Source organism: Pseudomonas sp. AC070 (assembly GCF_979258635.1).
On sequence record NZ_OZ409871.1, the window covers coordinates 3,866,606 to 3,885,230 of the forward strand.

At 52.2% G+C, this 18,625-nt stretch carries 16 protein-coding genes and 1 tRNA gene; 10 read left to right on the plus strand and 7 right to left on the minus strand.

Annotated features, from left to right (window positions below):
* Positions 1-198 precede the first annotated feature (198 nt).
* From ACZZ0Q_RS17345 to ACZZ0Q_RS17360, 4 genes are all read left to right on the plus strand, one after another.
* Positions 199-639, plus strand: a complete 441-nt coding sequence (locus ACZZ0Q_RS17345) for a hypothetical protein (protein ID WP_463541432.1) — start codon at positions 199-201, stop codon at positions 637-639.
* A 103-nt stretch (positions 640-742) separates the two neighbouring features.
* Positions 743-1,882 (plus strand): hypothetical protein, encoded by a 1,140-nt coding sequence (locus ACZZ0Q_RS17350; protein WP_463541431.1) that lies wholly within the window; start codon positions 743-745, stop codon positions 1,880-1,882.
* Entirely contained in the window at positions 1,879-3,657 is a 1,779-nt protein-coding gene (locus tag ACZZ0Q_RS17355; RefSeq protein WP_463541430.1) for an ATP-binding protein, read from the plus strand. Before ACZZ0Q_RS17350 ends, ACZZ0Q_RS17355 begins: the two co-directional genes overlap by 4 nt.
* A 49-nt stretch (positions 3,658-3,706) precedes the next feature.
* A complete protein-coding gene (locus tag ACZZ0Q_RS17360; RefSeq protein WP_463560787.1) occupies positions 3,707-5,422 on the plus strand; it encodes a hypothetical protein in 1,716 nt (571 codons plus the stop codon).
* A gap of 21 nt (positions 5,423-5,443) precedes the next feature.
* Here ACZZ0Q_RS17360 and ACZZ0Q_RS17365 read toward each other — a convergent pair whose 3' ends face one another.
* Positions 5,444-5,692 carry a type II toxin-antitoxin system Phd/YefM family antitoxin gene (locus ACZZ0Q_RS17365; protein ID WP_463560789.1) on the minus strand — a complete coding sequence of 83 codons (249 nt, stop codon included), beginning with the start codon at positions 5,690-5,692 and terminating at the stop codon, positions 5,444-5,446.
* Between the two features lie 6 nt (positions 5,693-5,698).
* The gene (locus ACZZ0Q_RS17370; RefSeq protein WP_463541427.1) at positions 5,699-6,310 is read right to left on the minus strand and encodes an antitoxin Xre/MbcA/ParS toxin-binding domain-containing protein; all 612 of its coding nucleotides are present in this window, start codon (positions 6,308-6,310) and stop codon (positions 5,699-5,701) included.
* Between the two features lie 1,087 nt (positions 6,311-7,397).
* On the opposite strand from ACZZ0Q_RS17370, the gene ACZZ0Q_RS17375 reads away from it, so the two are divergent.
* Together ACZZ0Q_RS17375 and ACZZ0Q_RS17380 are read left to right on the plus strand one after the other, a co-directional pair.
* On the plus strand, positions 7,398-7,691 hold the full coding sequence (locus ACZZ0Q_RS17375; RefSeq protein ID WP_463541426.1) for a helix-turn-helix domain-containing protein: 294 nt from the start codon (positions 7,398-7,400) through the stop codon (positions 7,689-7,691).
* A 56-nt stretch (positions 7,692-7,747) separates the two neighbouring features.
* Positions 7,748-8,695 (plus strand): hypothetical protein, encoded by a 948-nt coding sequence (locus tag ACZZ0Q_RS17380; RefSeq protein ID WP_463560791.1) that lies wholly within the window; start codon positions 7,748-7,750, stop codon positions 8,693-8,695.
* Between the two features lie 241 nt (positions 8,696-8,936).
* On the opposite strand, the gene ACZZ0Q_RS17385 is transcribed toward ACZZ0Q_RS17380, so the two are convergent.
* From ACZZ0Q_RS17385 to ACZZ0Q_RS17395, 3 genes are all read right to left on the minus strand, one after another.
* Positions 8,937-9,332, minus strand: coding sequence for a hypothetical protein (locus tag ACZZ0Q_RS17385; protein ID WP_463541424.1), 396 nt, complete (start codon positions 9,330-9,332; stop codon positions 8,937-8,939).
* Between the two features lie 882 nt (positions 9,333-10,214).
* Positions 10,215-10,290: transfer RNA gene (locus ACZZ0Q_RS17390), tRNA-Thr, on the minus strand.
* Positions 10,291-10,576: 286 nt separating this feature from the next.
* On the minus strand, positions 10,577-11,416 hold the full coding sequence (locus ACZZ0Q_RS17395) for a S1-like domain-containing RNA-binding protein (protein ID WP_122492616.1): 840 nt from the start codon (positions 11,414-11,416) through the stop codon (positions 10,577-10,579).
* Positions 11,417-11,556: 140 nt separating this feature from the next.
* Between ACZZ0Q_RS17395 and ACZZ0Q_RS17400 the strand changes: the two genes are divergently transcribed.
* The 3 genes from ACZZ0Q_RS17400 (at position 11,557) to ACZZ0Q_RS17410 (ending at position 14,688) form a co-directional block, all read left to right on the plus strand.
* Positions 11,557-11,778, plus strand: a complete 222-nt coding sequence (locus ACZZ0Q_RS17400) for a VF530 family protein (protein ID WP_122492617.1) — start codon at positions 11,557-11,559, stop codon at positions 11,776-11,778.
* Positions 11,779-11,957: 179 nt separating this feature from the next.
* Positions 11,958-12,146, plus strand: a complete 189-nt coding sequence (locus ACZZ0Q_RS17405; protein ID WP_205898675.1) for a hypothetical protein — start codon at positions 11,958-11,960, stop codon at positions 12,144-12,146.
* Between the two features lie 292 nt (positions 12,147-12,438).
* The gene (locus ACZZ0Q_RS17410) at positions 12,439-14,688 is read left to right on the plus strand and encodes an LTA synthase family protein (RefSeq protein ID WP_463541423.1); all 2,250 of its coding nucleotides are present in this window, start codon (positions 12,439-12,441) and stop codon (positions 14,686-14,688) included.
* A 6-nt stretch (positions 14,689-14,694) separates the two neighbouring features.
* On the opposite strand, the gene ACZZ0Q_RS17415 is transcribed toward ACZZ0Q_RS17410, so the two are convergent.
* Entirely contained in the window at positions 14,695-15,831 is a 1,137-nt protein-coding gene (locus ACZZ0Q_RS17415) for a PQQ-dependent sugar dehydrogenase (RefSeq protein ID WP_463541422.1), read from the minus strand.
* Between the two features lie 109 nt (positions 15,832-15,940).
* The gene (locus tag ACZZ0Q_RS17420; RefSeq protein WP_463541421.1) at positions 15,941-16,669 is read right to left on the minus strand and encodes a substrate-binding periplasmic protein; all 729 of its coding nucleotides are present in this window, start codon (positions 16,667-16,669) and stop codon (positions 15,941-15,943) included.
* A 134-nt stretch (positions 16,670-16,803) separates the two neighbouring features.
* On the opposite strand from ACZZ0Q_RS17420, the gene ACZZ0Q_RS17425 reads away from it, so the two are divergent.
* Positions 16,804-18,588 (plus strand): S8/S53 family peptidase, encoded by a 1,785-nt coding sequence (locus ACZZ0Q_RS17425; RefSeq protein WP_463541420.1) that lies wholly within the window; start codon positions 16,804-16,806, stop codon positions 18,586-18,588.
* Positions 18,589-18,625: the final 37 nt, after the last annotated feature.

Consider the following 18,625-nt stretch of genomic DNA (forward strand, 5'->3'; position numbering starts at 1 on the left):
TAAATGGTGGCCATGCTGGTGGCGAGGAGTTGTATGCTTAGCGAAGAAGGCTGGAGCGGAGTTCAGAGTCTCCCCACCCCGCTGGCTAGATTCACGCAACTCGGTGGCATCCCGCTAATCAACGCGGTTTCACAGAGACAAAAAATCTAACTTAGCGTGATCACAAGATAGCCTCGGACCATTACCAGGGAGGGATGTATGGGATTGAGTAATATCGAGCGGTTCGACGAAATCACTGGTGAAGTCTTCGCCAAGCTGTACCTGAACTTTCCCGTACCCTGCTTGCTGCGTGTGGCCGAGTATGTGACCAACGCAACGATCTTCAATGAGCACATAGAAGCCGACGTACCCTCCCAAGACGCAGAGTTTTTCCTCTCATGCATCCGCTGGCTAGAGGGCGCGGGTTATATCAATACAAAAGCAGAAAATGGTCTCTACGTGGCCGAAGTCGTCCTTACCAGCAAAGGTCTAGAGGTACTACGGGCTATGCCATCCAGCCTCCAGGGGAAAGCGTCTATCGGAGAGCGCCTGGGAGAAACCGCAGCTAAGGGCGGGAAGGAAATTGCACGAATGCTGGTTTCAGAGGCTCTCGCCCTAGGAACCAGAATCGTCAGCCAGCAGGTTGGGCTAACTGTTTGAGTCCGGTACAGAAAAGCTAAATACAGCAGTAGTGGCACGGAAAAAAGAATTGGCATCATTCTAAAACAAGACTCTAGGGAGTCGGAATCGCAACGGAGCATGCATGTTTATATCAATTCCGCCTGTAGACATATACAACAAAAATATAAACCTACTTATAGGATCTGGCGCTTCAGCTGATCTGTTCCCTACTCTGGGTCTTGAAATAACTAACAGCCAGTCCGAGTGGGAAACCATCGAAACTTTAGCAACAGCATACGAAGGTGACGCCAAAAAGAAAACGGCCCTTTTCATGCATTACTACAATACCTGCATTAGTCCAGTGCAGCGTTATAACCCCGAGGGAATCAGCACCACTAAGAAAAAGGCGAACTCCAAAAACTATCAGGATCTAATAAAAACCATTATTGGATTACTTGATAAGCGCAAGGATCTTAGTCGCAAGGTAAATGTATTCACAACTAATTATGATGGTTGCTTGCCTTTCGCTGCCGATTCGGTTCTGAACGATGACACCCACCAGTTTACTGTGAATGACGGCACTGCGGGATTTCGAACCAAGCATCTCCATGTTAAAAACTTTCATCGTTTCCAATGTCAAGCAAGTGCTTTTGAACGGCACAACTACGGAATACCACAGATAAATCTAATCAACCTGCATGGCTCCGTTTATTGGTCCAAAGACTCGGACAAAATTAAAGTCGATTACGGCGTTCGCCCTGGAAATTTTCTAACCGAAAAAACCTTGGCCAAACTCGAACCATTTTCGGAATACCTCGTGACGGAAGGTGGTAAAACTGAAGAAATTCCTTTCTTCCAAATTGCCCAAGCGGAGATGAATGCTTTCTGGGACAACTATAATGCACTGCCCATCGTCAACCCGACCAAATGGAAATTTCACGAAACGGTGTTTGACGAACATTACTATCAAATGCTTCGCCTTCTGAGTTACGAGTTGGAAAAACCAAATTCGATCTTAATCACGTTTGGTTTTTCGTTCGCTGATGAACACATCTTGAAAATGGTACAGCGCTCGCTTACCAACCCAACCCTGAAAGCATACGTCTGTTGTTATAGCGCGTCAGGCGCCAAGAAATTAGCGAAGGAATTTAAAGCGTGGAACAACGTGGATATCATTGGTCCTCCAGACAATGAAGTCCTCGATTTTACAAATTTCAATAAATACATATTCTCACTGAAACCTGAAATATACAGTCCTCCTAATCCTGAGGACGACTTATGAGCTTGATTGTCGGTGAGGTAGTTGCGGTTTCGGGTATCAAAATCTCGCTGAGAATATTTGAAGATTCCAATCAGGAGTCTATTTTCTACAACGGTGTTAAGTACCGAGGTATCTCTATTCGGGAGCACATTTCTATCCAGCGCGGTTTTATAGACATCGTTTGCTTGGTGGAGGGTGAATATTTAGATGAAAGAAATGTTGAGGCCGAGAGCGGGAAAGTAGCCTATACCAGAAAGGTCGATGTTCGACCGATTGGATTCATTGTTGATGGTGTGTTTCAAGAAGGCGTGAAATACATGCCAATGATCCGTGATGTAGCTTCTCTACTCAGTGAGCCTGCGGTAGCCAAAATATATGGAAAACAAGGGCGAGGAGAGTTCTCCATTGGCGCAATGTTAAAAGAAGATATTGCAGTCAATCTGCCTTGGGCTCGAATTTTCAACGGTCACTTAGGAATCTTCGGGAACACGGGCAGCGGGAAATCTAACACGCTAGCAAAATTGTACACTACGCTGTTTAAGCAAAAGCACGAGGTCCTCAAGGACAAAAGTAGCTTTATAATTATTGACTTCAATGGCGAATACACTGAAGACCAGATTCTCCCCTTCGATGAAAAAAGAGTAACGATTCTTAGCCAGAAAAAGCCTCGTGATCGGCTGAAGCTCGCTTCATCCCACTTCTGGGATGTCGAAACTCTTAGTTTGCTTTTCCAAGCGACAACAAACACGCAACAACCTTTTATTCGTAGAATTGTTAATGGTAGGGAGAGATTCAAATCAAATCCGGACTCCCTGAAAATTTTCTTTTTGAAAACCTTTGAGCGAGCGTTTAGTACCGGCGAAGCAAAACCGGATGCTCTAGAACTGAGCAGAGAAATCGCTAGGATTGTAGAATCGACTGCGCTGCAGAACCACTTAAAAGAAATTAAATACTTCTTCAACTCTCGTGCGTTCAAAAGCAATAACGGACCTTGGTATAACTCCGATGGGGCAGGCTTTGCCGAAGCATTATTACCTATATTGCAGAAGATTGACCTGGACTATCTGGACCAATTTGAAGAGTTCCTGTTAAGAGCGTATTTGCAGCTATGCTCTGACGTTGTGTTGGGCTATGCACAGTATGAGCATATTCAGCCAGTGCTCACTCGCGCTAAGGCTTCAGTTATAGAGCTGCGAAAAGTGGTCGAACTGATCGGCGCTCAGCCCTCCTCTGATCTATTGCATGTTATCTCGCTGAAGCGCTGTAAGAGCGATATGAAGAAAATTCTGCCGCTCTTGATCGCAAAAAGTATCTATGCCAAGCATAAGGACACCGTAAAAAGTCCTCCAAATAAGACGCTTCACCTGATTATTGATGAGGCGCACAATATACTTTCAGAACAGTCGGCAAGAGAAAGTGAAATTTGGAAGGATTACAGGCTTGAACTTTTCGAGGAAATTATCAAAGAAGGTCGTAAATACGGGGCATACCTGACGCTTGCCAGCCAAAGACCTGCTGACATATCACCCACAGTTGTATCGCAGGTTCATAACTTCCTTATACATCGGCTAGTAAATGATCGCGACCTTAAGTTGCTAGATAATACTATTAGTACTTTAGATGCATCGTCCAGGGCGCTTATTCCAACGCTTGCTAAAGGTTGCTGTGTCGTAACTGGCACGGCATTTGAACTGCCAATGATAATAAAAGTTGACCCACTACTTAAAGAGCATCGACCAAGCAGTGATGATGTGGATCTTGATGAGTTATGGGATGACACAGATGTGCTGATATAACGCCGATTTACTCTGTTTGGGATTTTTTCTTTTCTCATGGAGTTGTGAGATGCTGCAAGCTGCAACAGGGAAACTATTCACCTACGGAATTGATCGAACGAATACGCTTCGGGGCGTGCTCTATACAAATATTGACTTTATGGCGGAAAATCAGATTGATACGGCGATAGGCTCAATACAGAGCTTCTCGTCTAGAGGTTTTCCTAATGCATTGAGTTGCACAATAGCAGAAAATATTGAGCTGACTGCAAAAGGCCCTGGTGTTTTGGTCTCAAATTGCATTGAGGTTTATATTCAGGATTTTTCAGATGTAGTGTCTTTTGTCCTTGGTGTGACTTGCACCCCGGATGTAAAGATTGCTGAGAGGCTGTTGATAGAGAAAAGTAGATCCAGAAGAGACTCTGATAGCTCCATACTCAAACGATATTTCTCTCCGGAGATATTTGTAAAAAAAGAAGAGCTTGATAATCTAAAGTCAGTCACGAGCGATTTAGTCGCGTTGCGTCGCCGGCAATATTTAGCTGCCATTAAAGCCATCCGATCATATACGACAGCCGTGTATAGATCTAAAGATGATTTAGACTTGGCATATACCCTCATGATTATTTCTCTTGAATCGCTTGTTCAAAATTTCGACAATTTTCAAACCTCTTGGCCAGATCTGAGTGAGGTTAAAAGAATACCCATTGATCAAGCCTTGGCCGACCTTCCTTCGAGTACCGCTAACTCTATCAGGGAGGCTGTGCTGTCTGGTGAGCATGTCGCCCTTAGCAGAAGATTTAAGCAATTCGTACTTTCTCATATCCCAGACGACTACTTTGGTAAGATGGCGGACCCTGAGGAACGCCCGGTCGGTAAGAAAGACCTTGAGCAAGCATTGAGTGGTCTGTATCAGACTCGATCAAAATATGTTCATGAGTTGGTGGCTCTGCCGCGAAATATGCACCACGGTGCAAATTCGGAAACCACAGTCGTTGATGGAAAGATTCTATTTTCTTTTCAGGGGCTTCTGCGTTTGACGAAAGCTGTGATCCTTGAATTTATTCGTAGACAGGAAAAGATCGACAAAGAGCCTTGTGATTACACGGTTGATAATCCAAATATTTTTTTTGCAAAAATGTGCCCATCTACATGGGTCGGAAACGCTCAAGGGATTAGTGTTAAAAACTGCTGGGCGTATTTTGGTGGCTTTGTTGAGCTGCTCGCGCAGTTTTACGATACATATCCAAAAGGTACTATTTATGATGTTAGGGAGGTCGTTAAGGAGGGACTTAAGCTAAAAGGCTTAAAGCTCAGCCAGCGTAGAGCGCTGCTTGGAATTCACTTTTTATTTAATTATTTTATTCGGGGTGAGCAGCAGTCAATGGTTAAGATATCAGAGCACGATCTCAACTCCATTAACGCTCCATCTCTTGAGTCATTAATCACTCATGTGGTAATGGGGATAGATACTGAGTGGGAGTTTAAGGAGCACGAGAAATACTACAAGGCGTACTATAAGCAGCGACTAAATAAGACAGGAATTATGCTCTCGAATAAGATTGAAGCATGCTTGGGGTTATCGCTAGCTGAGCGGCTAAGGCTGCTTGACAGGCCGAAGGATTGCCTTGACCAGATACTCATAACAGCTGACGATTGTCCATCAATAAAGCAGATTCGCGAGCTGGCTGCGAATTTTGATCCAAAAGCCCCAATTGAGTGGATTCCTTTGGTTTTTCCCAACTGCGGAAAGCCAAGAGCAAGTCTGGAGTGCATCGGCCTTTAGGGCGGTCGTCCATCCCAGCACTTATCGATTCGCGTAGGCCGGCACCGATAAGAGAAACAGAGTTTCCGTAATAGCTGCCCAGTCCTCTGCCGAGAGCAGTACGGCACATCCGCTCTGACCACAAATGCTAATGGGCTGTTGTGACTGTGAGACCCAGTCAATAAGCCGGTTCAGCTCCAACCGGGCCTTTACGACGGTTACCGTTCGCATGGGATCTACCTTGAGGTACTGGCACTGCACCGCGTCTAAAGCATCACCGCTACATCTCATCGTGAGTTACTGAGGAATGCCATGCTCAAGCCGGCCAAGCACGTTCAAGACTTGTCGCTGGCCTTCCTGCGTTCCCGCCAATGCGAGAGGAACTGCATGCCCCAACGCGCGGACAGGCTGGGTCAACCATCTCGCAGTTGCATGCCCATCGTAGGAGAAAAACGCCAGGGCGGAACCAAGTAGCTCACCCATCACAGGGATGGTTTGAAGGTACTGCCTGCCGCTCGCTCCTAATGTGTCTTCGTAGGTAGTCGTTTCTTCGTGAATTGGGCAGCGAGTGTGCATCCAGCCAAAGAGGACTACCCCTTTGCCGAAGACACCACAGACTTCACATACATGCGATGCAAGTGATTCGGCCAAAGAAACCACTGAAGCCGCATAGTCGTCGCCTCCTCGGTAGTAAAAGCGCAATCCCCCGAACTTTTGTTTCACCTGAGACGCCACGAGTTGATTGCCGGTAGCTTGGATATCACCCTGAATGAGCGCACAAGCAGCGTTGATCAGCGGGTACCAGCCATCCCCGCACTCGAACCCGAATATCGCCTGATCCCTCTTGGCTCCGGGTAGGAAAATGTCTGGATACTTTGCGCACAACAGCTCATCGAGTTCTTGATGCATAGGATCGCTCCTGGGCATTGGGGATAGACATACAACGATGGATGATCGCCTCCGCCGTACAACGGCAGTAGCCGATTGAGTTACGTTTCAGGATCTTCGTTGCTGAAGGACAAGATCACGTACACGCTGTCGCTGTATGTGCGTATGCACCAGTACGGGCCGTCTTGGAACGCACTGACAATCGGCGACGTTCGAATACGATGGCCATCATGAAATTGCCCGCGAGCGTCAGCACGCACGTGGCGGTGGCATATACCAAGGCAGAAAGAACCGACGATTTGTGCGCTCGTAAGGAACGCGGTCACTGGCTCACTGAACGGGTAAGTCAGCGCCATTGCTAGAAGGTCTGGGTCCGAAGCTTGCTCTGTATTCGTCTTCATCTACTTAAACCCGATATACGAAGGATGTGATTTCGCACGCTGAGCCCTCTCGCCTAGACATAAAAAATCAGGACAACGCGACGTAATCACGAGCCTCGACCAGGCTTAAGTTTCCGCCTCGACTGATGTGTAGATTCGAGTACCGGGATTTCAAAAGGCGGATGAGGTTCTGACGGTTCGCTGAAAAATATCTCAACCTTGTCCGCGTCATCGTAATGAGCAATGCAGCGTGGCCAGTGGTAATGCATCCGCCTCGGAAGAACCTGGTTGCCGCAAACCTCGCAGAGATGCACAGAGAGACTGGTGGCCAGATCGATTGCTCCATGCACGTGATCGTCTCCCCCCTCGTACTCAATCTGGAGCATGCCCATGTGCTGCCAGATTCTGTGGATTGTCACCGGCGGACAAAGTCCGGCCTCGGAGCGTACGAACACAACCGCTAGCGTGTGATTTAGCAGGGAATGCCAACCATCCAAGATGTGAGTAAGGACAACCGCTTGGGGCAGCACCCAGCCGTAGTGATTTCGTAAGTGCCGTTCCAGTTCGGGGCTCATCCGCGTCCTCTCCGTAGCGGCCAACCGTCGAATGAGGCCGGATTTGATATTTTTTTGAATAATATTGAACAGTATACTGTTCATGCACACTATACCGTGTAGCTATATACTGTGCAATGGTGGCCTGATCCTTCCTTTCCTAGGGAGGACGGCATGAAGCTAGAAGAGGCATTCGGGGAGGCGCTGCGGCAGAGTCGCCTGGTGCGAGGGATTTCACAGGATGCGTTTGCGCCGGTTTCAGGGCGAACCTACATCAGTGAACTAGAACGTGGGCAATACTCCCCAACACTGAACAAAATTGATCAACTCTCGTCGATTTTGAAAATACACCCACTTACGCTATTAACTTACTGCTATATGCTTAAAGAAGAAAATCAAGATATCGACTCAATATTAAGCAAAATAAAAAATGAAATTAACAAACTAGCAATTCAAGACAAGCAGTAAATAAAACATATCAACCTAAAATCATTCTACAATTAGCGGTAAACTTCAGGAAGAAAATGCAAGAACTTTTAAAATCACTGAACCTCCTAGACACGAAAGATCTAATTTTGCTGGGACTAGGGGGAGTACTCGGATACTTGCTCAGTCTGATCGCAGCCAAGCAAACAGAGAAGAAGAAAGACTTAGCATTGGAAGTTTTGGGGCGCCAAATTGTTGCAGAGCCCACCCAACATTGTCCTTTTCGGATCGTCGATCTTGCTGGCGAGCCGCTGGACAACGTCTATTACATTGTTGTGCGAGTGTGGAACAAAGGTCGAGAAACCGTGCTAGGTGAGGATATTTCACCTACTGCACCTATCACGATTGACATGGGTAAGGAGATCAAAGTTATCGGTATACCCCATGTGACAAAACCGCATGAGGCTATGGAGTTCTCTATTAACCCAATAGCCGGCAATAAATACAAAATCATGTTTGACTGTTTGAACCATGACGAATGGGTTCAAATTGGGTTTTATACAACTGGAAACCCAAGAGCTGTCATTAAAGGGGCGGGCCGTGTGTTCGGGCAGCATTCAGACTTTGCTTTGACCACTGATGACTCGAAGGCTTCTCTTTATGAAAGAACTACATCTCTGATTGCTTTCTTGATCGTCATTAGCAGTCCGTTCTGCTTAGTTTTAGCATCATGCTGGATATATCAGGATTATGCCTTCTCAGACGTTTTTCTTAATGCAGAAAGACTACCGGATCATCTAAAAACAATGTTGGCCGTGGGTATGATTATTCCAGCCGCCTTTGGATTCTACTTCTTCTCTCTATGGCTAAAGCGTAAACGAAACCCTAAAGGCTATCCTATACGCGAAGACTTTGAGCCGACCCAACGCCAATCATTAAAAGCTTTCTATCTGACAGCGCTGCATGGAAAACGCTACGAAGTCTCTTCATCAGTACATGACTACGGTGAAATAACGGTGCGTTCCGCTCCGAGCAAGGAGCAGTAATTAATATAGTGTCTCGCCCCTCATTTAGATAGGATTCGTGCGAGGTCAGCAGTCTGCGTATGTATTGACCATGTGGCATGGTGGGTCGGCTCATCAGCCACATTCAATTCATCCAACTTTCGCAATACATTGGCCTTCAGAGTCAAATCGCATCACGGAGTGCAGCAAAATCGGCATTCATTGAGGCTCCCTCCGGATCACACCCTGCTACCTTCTCCACTAATCCAAACCATTGTTAAGACTAAGCACAACGAATGTAACTGCCTTCGCTGTCATGAGATTTCAATCGTCGCCCATATTCATTGATAGTACGACGAGCAAGCTCATCGATTTCCAACCCAGGAACTGTAGGCTCGTACTTTTCGTTCAAGAAGTAGTCCTGATTTTGAGCCCAAATCACCTCACCGTCCCACATGCCTTTGGTTACAACCATAGTCATATGTACTCGATAACCTGGAAGATCTTGGCGAGTGAAGATTTCGCACCCAAAAACCGCCGTTTCGCCTGGACGCTGATAATTAACATCTACGAATGAGGCCGCATGTGCCAAGAGCCCCTCATCTGCACCGCCCGAGCCATCAATCGCACACACCGAAACTTCTATATTCGCATGATCGAAATCACTAACCTCCCACATATACCACCTCTTAAATAATATACAGCCCGCCAATCAAGCCATAAAAACCAACCAACTCGAAGCTAACAAAAAACACTCAAACAAAAATTTTGAACAACGCGCCTAACACCCTACAGATATTATGACACGCCTGGACCCACAACTTAAAATAAAAAACAATATTAATTTAAAATAATTAATCACCACACGTTCAGGAATGCAAAGAGTACAACCTATGTGCATGCTCCTCTATGGACTCTACCATGACATGTCCATCTTCAATTAGCTCAAGGGCTTTAACGATTTCCTCTAGTGTGAGTTCGGTTTCGATTATGACCTCTACATCCGGAAACTTTGAATCAGGCGTTATTATAACTTTCCTAAGCGAAGTCGCTTCAGGCAGCGCAAGAAACTGCAGTACGTCGTGACGACATTCAGCGCGAAAACTGAATGTATTTATTTTGATTACGAATTTTCCAACCACTACTCCACCTTTTTATTTTCCAACTTAAATAATCAAGTCCATCAGTCGAACGAAGAATTACTATAACTATTAACTTATTTATAATTAGGCGCACACAAAAATGCTTCAGACACTAGGTGCCCATAGCCTCAAAGGCCTCACAAGGTGATGAGGGCGGATCGCTAACCTGACTCGATGCGCAGGCCTAAAGACTGCTTGGCGTACTACAGGATGGGGCTTTTAGGAGGTGTCTTACCTAGAGCCCTCGCTGTCAAATAACACCTTACTAAGGCTTTTAGAGGCAGATTACTAGCAAGCAGTGCCAGGATAGACTTGACACTGAATGACCACTGTCTGGAAGAAATCGGCCTCTTCTCATAATAAAATGATTAGCCTCATCTCAATCAAAAGGTGGAGGAGAATCACCACACCTACAGAAATGGTGCCGAGAACGTGGATCGAACACGTGGCCTGAGCTTTACGAGGGCTCCGCTCTACCAACTGAGCTATCTCGGCAGGAATCAAAGCTTGATGGGCCGATCCTTCTTTTTCTCCCTTTCGGCCTCATTAGCTAGATAAGCCTATGATTTATAGCTAATAAATACTTTTATTTCTTGAGGATTCTCATGGAGGGCCTTTGAGTTCGATCTCTCAAGATTTGTGCCCTTCTAATGTGCATAAGAAACATAGGAAATATAAGAACCCCCGACCTCCTGATTACGAATCAGATGCTCTACCGACTGAGCTACAACGGCGTACACGTGAGGAATTCTAGAACAGCCCCGAGAATCGGGGCGAGGCGTTATTTGGGCAGTTCGATGCGGTCGGCGTGAATGACCAACTCGCCCTGTTTGTACAACGCGCCGATGGCTTTTTTGAAGTTGCCTTTGCTGACGCCAAACAGCCCGGCGATGGTTTCTGGCGGGCTCTTGTCGCTTACTGCCAGCACGCCGCCACTTTCGCGCAGTTTGTTGAGGATTTGCTCATGCAGCCCAACCGCAGCTTCTTTGCCAACCGGTTGCAGGCTCAGGCTGATTTTACCGTCGGGGCGAATTTCTTTGATAAAGCCCTGTTCCTGCTTGCCAGCGCGCAAAAACTTGAACACTTCGTTCTTGTGAATCAGGCCCCAGTGCTGGTTGTTGATGATGGCTTTGAAGCCCATGTCGGTGGATTCAGCCACCAACAAATCAACGGCCTGGCCAACCTTGTATGCGGCGGGCGTGTTGTCGAGGTAACGGTCCAGGCGGGCGGTGGCGGTAATGCGGCGGGTGTGTTTGTCGAGGTAGACGTGCACCACGCAATAGTCGCCGGCTTGCAGTGTGCGTTTTTCTTCGGAGTACGGCAGCAGCAGGTCTTTGGATAAGCCCCAGTCGAGGAAGATGCCAATGCTGTTGACTTCCTTGACCTTCAAGCTGGCGAACTCGCCCACTTGCACCTTCGGCTTTTCGTTGGTGGCGATGAGTTTGTCGTCGCTGTCCAGATAGATGAAGACGTTCAGCCAGTCTTCCACTTCGGTCGGCGTGTCTTTGGGAATGTAGCGGTTGGGCAGCAGAATCTCGCCGTCGGCGCCGCCGTCCAGGTAAAGGCCGAAGTTGGTGTGTTTAACCACCTGCAAACTGTTGAAACGTCCGATCAAAGCCATGTGCACTGCCCTCGTTGCGTGGCCGGCATTCTACCCGAAGCACGCCGCCAACAGTGACGGCCAGGCGCCATTGCCGGATAATCCGCCGCCGATGCTCGCCCCTGGCCGGCGGCATTTTCCCTTTTGATAACGAGCGGCCCATGACCAGCGAAAAACAGCACAACGCGCTTCACGGCGTCACCCTGGAAGCCATCGTGACGGCGTTGGCGGCGCATTACGGATGGGAAAAGCTCGGCGAGCTGATCGCCATTCGCTGTTTTCAGAGCGAACCCAGCGTGAAGTCGAGTCTGAAATTTCTTCGTAAAACCCCATGGGCCCGCGAAAAAGTGGAAGCGCTGTACGTGCGCACGCGGCTGCACTGACCGACGGTGCTTCGCCGCAGCTGTCCCCGACCCCGCGCGTTTTGAAGGGTTTACAAGGGCTTAACCTATTTCAACGGTGTGCGAGAAAATCACCCGAGCGAGAATTGACCGCTATTTAGCCGGGCCAGGGCCGCTCATTTTGTGTACAATGCCTGGCCAAATTACTGTTGACAGGTTAAATGGCCGCCATGCGCGTTAAAGCATCCGAAATGAAGAAAAAAGCCCCTCCCGCCGTTGAAACGCACAGCTCGATTGACGATGCAGTGACGGCATTCCTGAAAGCTGGTGGCCAGATTCAGGAAATTCCAAAAGGTGTTAGCGGTCAGGTGTTCGCCCCGTCGCGCCACATCACCCTCGGTAAAAAGTAAGTCTTTCGCTATTGCTGCTGTTCCCAGCGCTTTGTTTGTCATTCTTGAATGAAAGCGCTCGAACAGCTGTAGTACCCGCCCCGCTTCTTCCCTCGTTCTCCGTCTGACCGTTCTCGATTCACGCCCCGTTACACCCCTGCTCACACATTCGGCTCGCCACGTGAAACAAGCTTCTGGCCTCGCGCACAGAGTTGTTTCAAAATCGTGACAACGCGGTCGCCGCTCTCGCTCTAGTTTCTTAGCTGCTTTGCCGACTGGCTTGGATTCTCTCTGCCTTATCTCAGGAGCTCCTGTGCGCATTTCCAGCCCCTGGCTGCAGCACCCCGCTTACACATTTCTCGCGCGCGGTTTCCTTCTGCTTGTTGTGCCACTGCTGGCGCGCTATTGCCTTGGCTGGTCCAACGGTTTCGGCTATTTGTCGGACCTGGCCATCGGCTCGCTGCTGATCGTGCTGCTGCACAACCGCTCAGTGTGGCTGGCGCTACCGGTGTTGCTGGTGTGGAGCGTGTTTACCCTGAGCACGGCTGAACTGGTAGGCGCCGTCGGCCGCATGCCAGAAGTCAGCGACCTGCAATACCTCACCGACCCCACATTCGTCGGCCACTCCACCCAAGGCGGCGGCCTCACCTATCCCTTGCTCGGCCTTGGCTTGGCGCTTGGCCTGTTGGCGAACCTGTGGGTGCGTTGGCAAAAAACCGCGCGGCGCTTGCCTTTCTATACCTATGCCCTGCCACTCGGCTTCGCGGCGCTGCACGCCAGCGGCCAGTACCTGGCGCCCAGTGAGGCAGTGCAGTGGAAGCAATTCAACTTGCCGCACAAGCTGCTGGCCGAAGCCTTTAACACCGGCCAGATGCGCCTGGAAGCCTGGCTGGATAACGACGACCCCGAAACCAAACCCGACATCGCGGGCCTCAGCCAGCTCGATCTCAACGGCACCAAGCTGTTCGCCGGTAAAGGCCAGGCGAAGAACGTGTTGATCGTGACGCTCGAAGGCATTCCCGGCGCGTACCTCGCCACCAATCGACAGGCGTTGCACAGCAGTTATCACGAGGATTTGATGCCGCGTCTGAGCCAATGGGCCGACCGCGCAATGAACACGCCCGACTATGTTCTACACAGCCACCAGACCATTCGCGGCCTGTACGCCATGTTGTGCGGCGACTACAGCAAGCTCGACAGCGGCACGCCCAAAGGCGTGGAACTGCTCAATAGCAGCACCCGTAACCTGCAATGCCTGCCTGCGCAGCTGCGCGACCAAGGCATGCGCACCACCTTTCTGCAAGGCGCCGGCCTGCGCTTTATGGCCAAAGACAAAATCATGCCGCACATGGGCTTCGAGCAAACCCGTGGCCGCAGTTGGTTTAAGAACAAGCCGTACCTGGAATTCCCCTGGGGCATGGACGACAAGGCGTATTTCGAAGGCGCGCTGAAACAGGTGGCCGAGCTTCGCCAATCGAAAAAACCATGGATGCTCACGCTGCTCACCGTTGGCACGCACCAGCCCTATTCGGCGCCGCAGGATTATCTGGACCGCTATCCCAGCGCCAAACAAGCCGCCATCGGCTACCTGGACGACGCCGTCGCCGACTTCCTTGCTGGCTTGGAGAAACAGGGCGTGCTGAAAGACACCTTGGTGATCGTTACCTCGGACGAATCGCACGGCATCGATGACGTCAGGCTCGCTTCGGCGTGGGGCTTCAACCTGATTCTGGCCCCCGAACAAAGCCAATTACCGAAGCTGAAACAAGGCGTGTACGGGCATGTCGACCTCACCGCCTCGGTGCTCGATTACTTCGACTTCCAGGTGCCGCCAAACCTCACCGGCCGCTCGCTGTTTCGCGACTACAGCACCGGGCGCGAGATCCTGTCGTACACCAACGGCTTGCTGCGCCAGCACGACGGCAAAGGCACGTTTACCGAATGCGACTTTCAGCAAATCTGTCGGCGCTACGCCAGTGAAGGCTTTATCGCTGACCAGGCCCGCTACCTGGGCCGTGTGGGCGGCAAACAGGCGCGACTGGTCAGCGAACGGGCGGCCCTGCTGGATCAGTCGCTGAGCAACGGCCAGATCGGCCAGCAATACCAGTTCGCCAATAACGAACGAATTCGCCTGAAGGCCGAGGCCAAGGATGACTGGGCCGACAACCTGATCGGCGCCCAGTATCTGGAACTGCCGCAAGGCACCCGCACGCGGGTGAACGTCACCATTCGCGCGGTGCGCATGGCCAAGCAAGGCGCCAAGCTGCTGCTCAAAACCAAGGAGTTCGATCGCGATGTGGCCGGGCTGATTCCCGAGCTGCCGGCGCTCAAGCCCGGGCAAACGCTAAACCTGAGTTTCGGCTTCGACAACCTCGAAACCCGCAAGGCCTTCTCCTTCCACCTGCTGGGCGAAGGCCAAGGCGCTATCGAAATTACCGACTTCAGCGTGGTGACCGAACCGTTGCTCGCCGCCGACATGCTCGATTTGGAGAAAACCGAGGAAAGCGCCCAAGCCGACAGCAGCGCGCCTGAAGAGGCGCTCGACGAGCCCGTCGACCTGTAACGTGGGTTACTCGCTCAGACCGATGCGCACCAAACTGCCAGCGTCCGCATCGGTCAGCACGTACAAGTAGCCATCCGGCCCCTGGCGCACATCGCGAATGCGCCCGAGTTTGTCTTTAAGCAAACGCTCCTCGTGCACCACGTCATTGCCCTTGAGCTCCAGGCGAATCAACGACTGATCGCTCAGCGCGCCGATAAACAGGTTGTGCTGCCAGCCGGCAAAACGCTCGGCGTTATAAAACGCCATGCCGCTGACGGCCGGCGACTTTTCCCAAACATGCTGCGGCGGTTCGGTGCCCGGTGCGGTTTTGCCCTTGGCTTCGCGAATCGGCAGCAGGGTGTAATCGATGCCGTGGGTTGCCAGCGGCCAGCCATAGTTTTTGCCAGGTTGGGGGATATTGATTTCATCGCCGCCGCGCGGGCCGTGTTCGTGCAGCCACAGCGCGTCGGTCCAGGGATTGAGCGCGGCGCCTTGGGCATTGCGGTGACCGTACGACCAAATTTCACCACGCGCACCGGGCTTGCCTACGAACGGGTTGTCGGCGGGAATGCTGCCATCGAGGTTCAGGCGCACGACTTTGCCTTGCAGTTTGTCGAGGTCCTGGGCGGCCGTGCGTTGATAGTTTTCGCCAAGGGTTACAAACAAATGGCCCTCGCCATCAAACACCAAGCGGGCGCCGTAGTGGCTGCCGGTAGACAGCTTCGGCGCCTGGCGAAAAATCACCTCAAAGCGCTCAAGGCTTTTATTGTCGGCAGCCAGTTTGCCGCGTCCCACGGCGGTGCCGCCCAGGTTGTCGTCGCCCTCTTCGGCGTAAGCCAGGTAAACCCAACGGTCGTCCTCGAAGCGGGGCGACAGGGCAACATCGAGCAAACCGCCCTGCCCACGGCTGTAAACCTCGGGCACACCGCCAACCTGCGCTGAGGTCGCGAAGTCGGCCGCCACCAACCGCAGTTGGCCGGCCCGTTCGGTGATCAGCACCTGGCCGTCAGGCAGAAACGCCATGCCCCACGGATGGCGCAAATCGTTCAGTAGGTATTGCACCTGCACGGTGCCGCGCTCGCTGCTTTGCTGAAAATCCTCCTCGGCTTGCGCTGCACCGCCCAGCACCGACAACCCCACCACCGCTAACGCTTTAAACAGCATCTTCCGTTCTCCAGGCCGAAATTCGAGTGGGCAAAAGACTGGCAAAAAAACGCTGGCACGGCTGATTGCAATTGCAACGGGAAACTACAACCGAGGCCAGTGGCAAGCATCAGTAGTCCGCGTACTTGCGCTCAATCTGCTCGTATTCACCCGTGCGGCGGATGGTGGCAAGGCCGTGATTGAACGCATTGCGCTGACGTTCCAGGCGAAAGCCTGCCTTATAGGCGGTGGGCGGGAACAACTCGTACCACGTCAGCGGTTGGCTGATATCCACCTGCCCGAGCACGTCGCGGTTGAAGTAACGAATCACCTTGAGGTCGCCAATAATCACGTCGATACGGCCGCTGTAGAGCAACCGGTTGCGGGTCACTTGCTGCGCTTCCTCGCGGTAATTGGGATGGTCCTTCATGGCGGCGGCGTACTCGGGGCCGAGCAAGAAGCGCGCGCGCTGGAAGGCGCTGACCGAGTATCCGCGCAAGTCGCCGATGCTGTGCAACTGCACCTTGCGCGTCGTCAGCGCCACGGCCGTGTTGTGGTAATAAATGTAGGTATCGGAGTAATACGCCGCCACGCCGCTCAGTTCATTGGTGGTGGTAATGCAGTCCAGCTCGCCGTGGGCGAGCATCAAATGCAGGCGTTCCATGGGCGCAAAGTAAGGCTGCATTTCATAGCCGGCGCGGCGCAACGCCGCTTCCACCACTTCATATTCCAGGCCTTTGCGTTCCACTTCGAACACATACGGCGGCTTGTTCAACCCAAAGCCAACACGCAGCGGCTCCGCGTGCGCGGCCACCGCCAACATCCCGAGCAACACCAAGGCCCACAGTCGGCAAAACATGCGACCTCCCGGGTTTGTCGGCGTGTTGCTCAAGCATAGCGCGCCCAGCCCGCGTTGCCTGGCATAACGTGGCCTGAACCAATGCTGCCAGGGCGACTCACAGCCCTACTTCGATCTGCCATGGAACCCTATCGATGCGCGCCCTTCACGTTGCTAGTTTGACCCTTACGCTGCTGGCCACCGCCCTGCCTACCCTGGCTGCTGAACCGCTGCGCCTGGTGCACCTGCAACGCTGCGGCGATGTGTTAAGTGAGGCGCAGCAGTTCTGCCTGAATGCCCAAGGCCTGCAAAACGACGCCGTGCGTGTTTTTCTCGGCGGCGAGCCGCTGCCCGACAGCGCATTGCAACGTGACGGCCAAAACCTGCAAGTGCAACTGAGCGGCGAACGCTACAAGAGCGCGCCGGTGTGGCTGGAGCAGCAGGGCCAAGCGAGTAATCCGGTGTGGCTGTCGCTGAACCGCAGCCACGTGGTCGCCGCGAAGAAAGACGAAGTGACCAAGAACATGGATGGCCTGACCACGTACATCAACCTGGTCAGCGTGATCATCGAGGAAGACACCGACGGCCTGAGCATGGCCCGGCAATTGGCGAAGAAATACGGCGCCGAAGTGGTCGGCGCCATCCCGCCGCTAAACACCTACCAACTGCGGCTGCCGGCGACAAACCTGATGGAACGCGATGCCTTGATTTTGCGTCTGGGCACGGAAGTGAGCGTCGACGCGGTGGTGATCGAGGAGTCCGCTGCCGAAGAAAGCGAAAACCTGGACGACGACCTCGCCGCCGGCAAACAAGCGCCTGAAGAAAAACCGAGCGGTGATGAGTGGGCCGCCAACCGTTTTCTAGACGCGGTGAATTACTACCAGCGGCGCATTCCATCCAAGAACAAACCGGTGCCGGTCACACCCATCCGCATCGGCATCATCGAACGCAATGTCGATTTCGATACGGCCGACTTCGAGGACTACCTCGGCGCTGCCACCCGTGAAGACAGCAAACCGCACACCCGCGTGTACGCCCGCGACGCCAGCAAACCCGACGGCCACGGCACCACCGTGACCGGCATTCTCGCTGCGCGCTGGGACAAGGGCGGCAACACCGGCTTTTTGCGCGGGCTCGACGGCGCCGGGCCGGGCTTTGAAGTGATTGTGGAGCGCAACTCCGACGCAGGCATTACCGCCAACATCGCCGCCTCGGTGAACCTGGTGGAAGACGGCGTGCGCGTGCTGAATTGGAGCTGGGGCATTCACCGCGTCGGCGCGAAAAACATCAAAGGCGACGAGGTGGACTCGTTGGTGCGTTCCGGCCTGGCCATGAATGGCTACGAAGAGTTGCTGGAAGAATTCTTTCTCTGGCTGCGGGCCAAACACCCGGATGTGATTGTGGTGAACTCGGCCGGCAACGGCTCGTCCTTTTCTGGTGCTGACGAGTACCGTCTGCCTTCTTCGTTTATTACCGATCAGTTGTTCGTCGTCGGCGGCCACCAGCGCAGCGAGCGCCAAGACGTAGCCGTGGACGATCCGGCCTACGTGGTTAAACGCAGTTCGTCCAACAGCGACATGCGCGTCGACATCACCGCCGCTGCCTGCGCCCACGCCTCCACAGTAGCCGCCGATGCGGCGGGCGACGCCCATTGCGGCACCTCGTATGCCACGCCGATGGTCACCGGCATCGTCGCCGCCGTGCTGTCGATCAACCCGCAGCTGCACCCCGAACAGGTGCGCATGCTGCTGCGTCGCAGCGCCATGACCATCGGCGAAGAATTCGACTTCGAGCCCGCCGATGCCGAAGACCTGACCGCCCCAATTCTGCCCTCCGAGCGCAACTACGACCTCAACAACAAAGACGTCGGCCGCTCGGCACGGCTAGACATGCAAAAGGCGCTAGACCTAGCCGTAAAAAGCCGTGATCGCGTGCGCTGAAGCAGCGAGGCTTCAAGGCAGCTAGACTGCTGCGTCC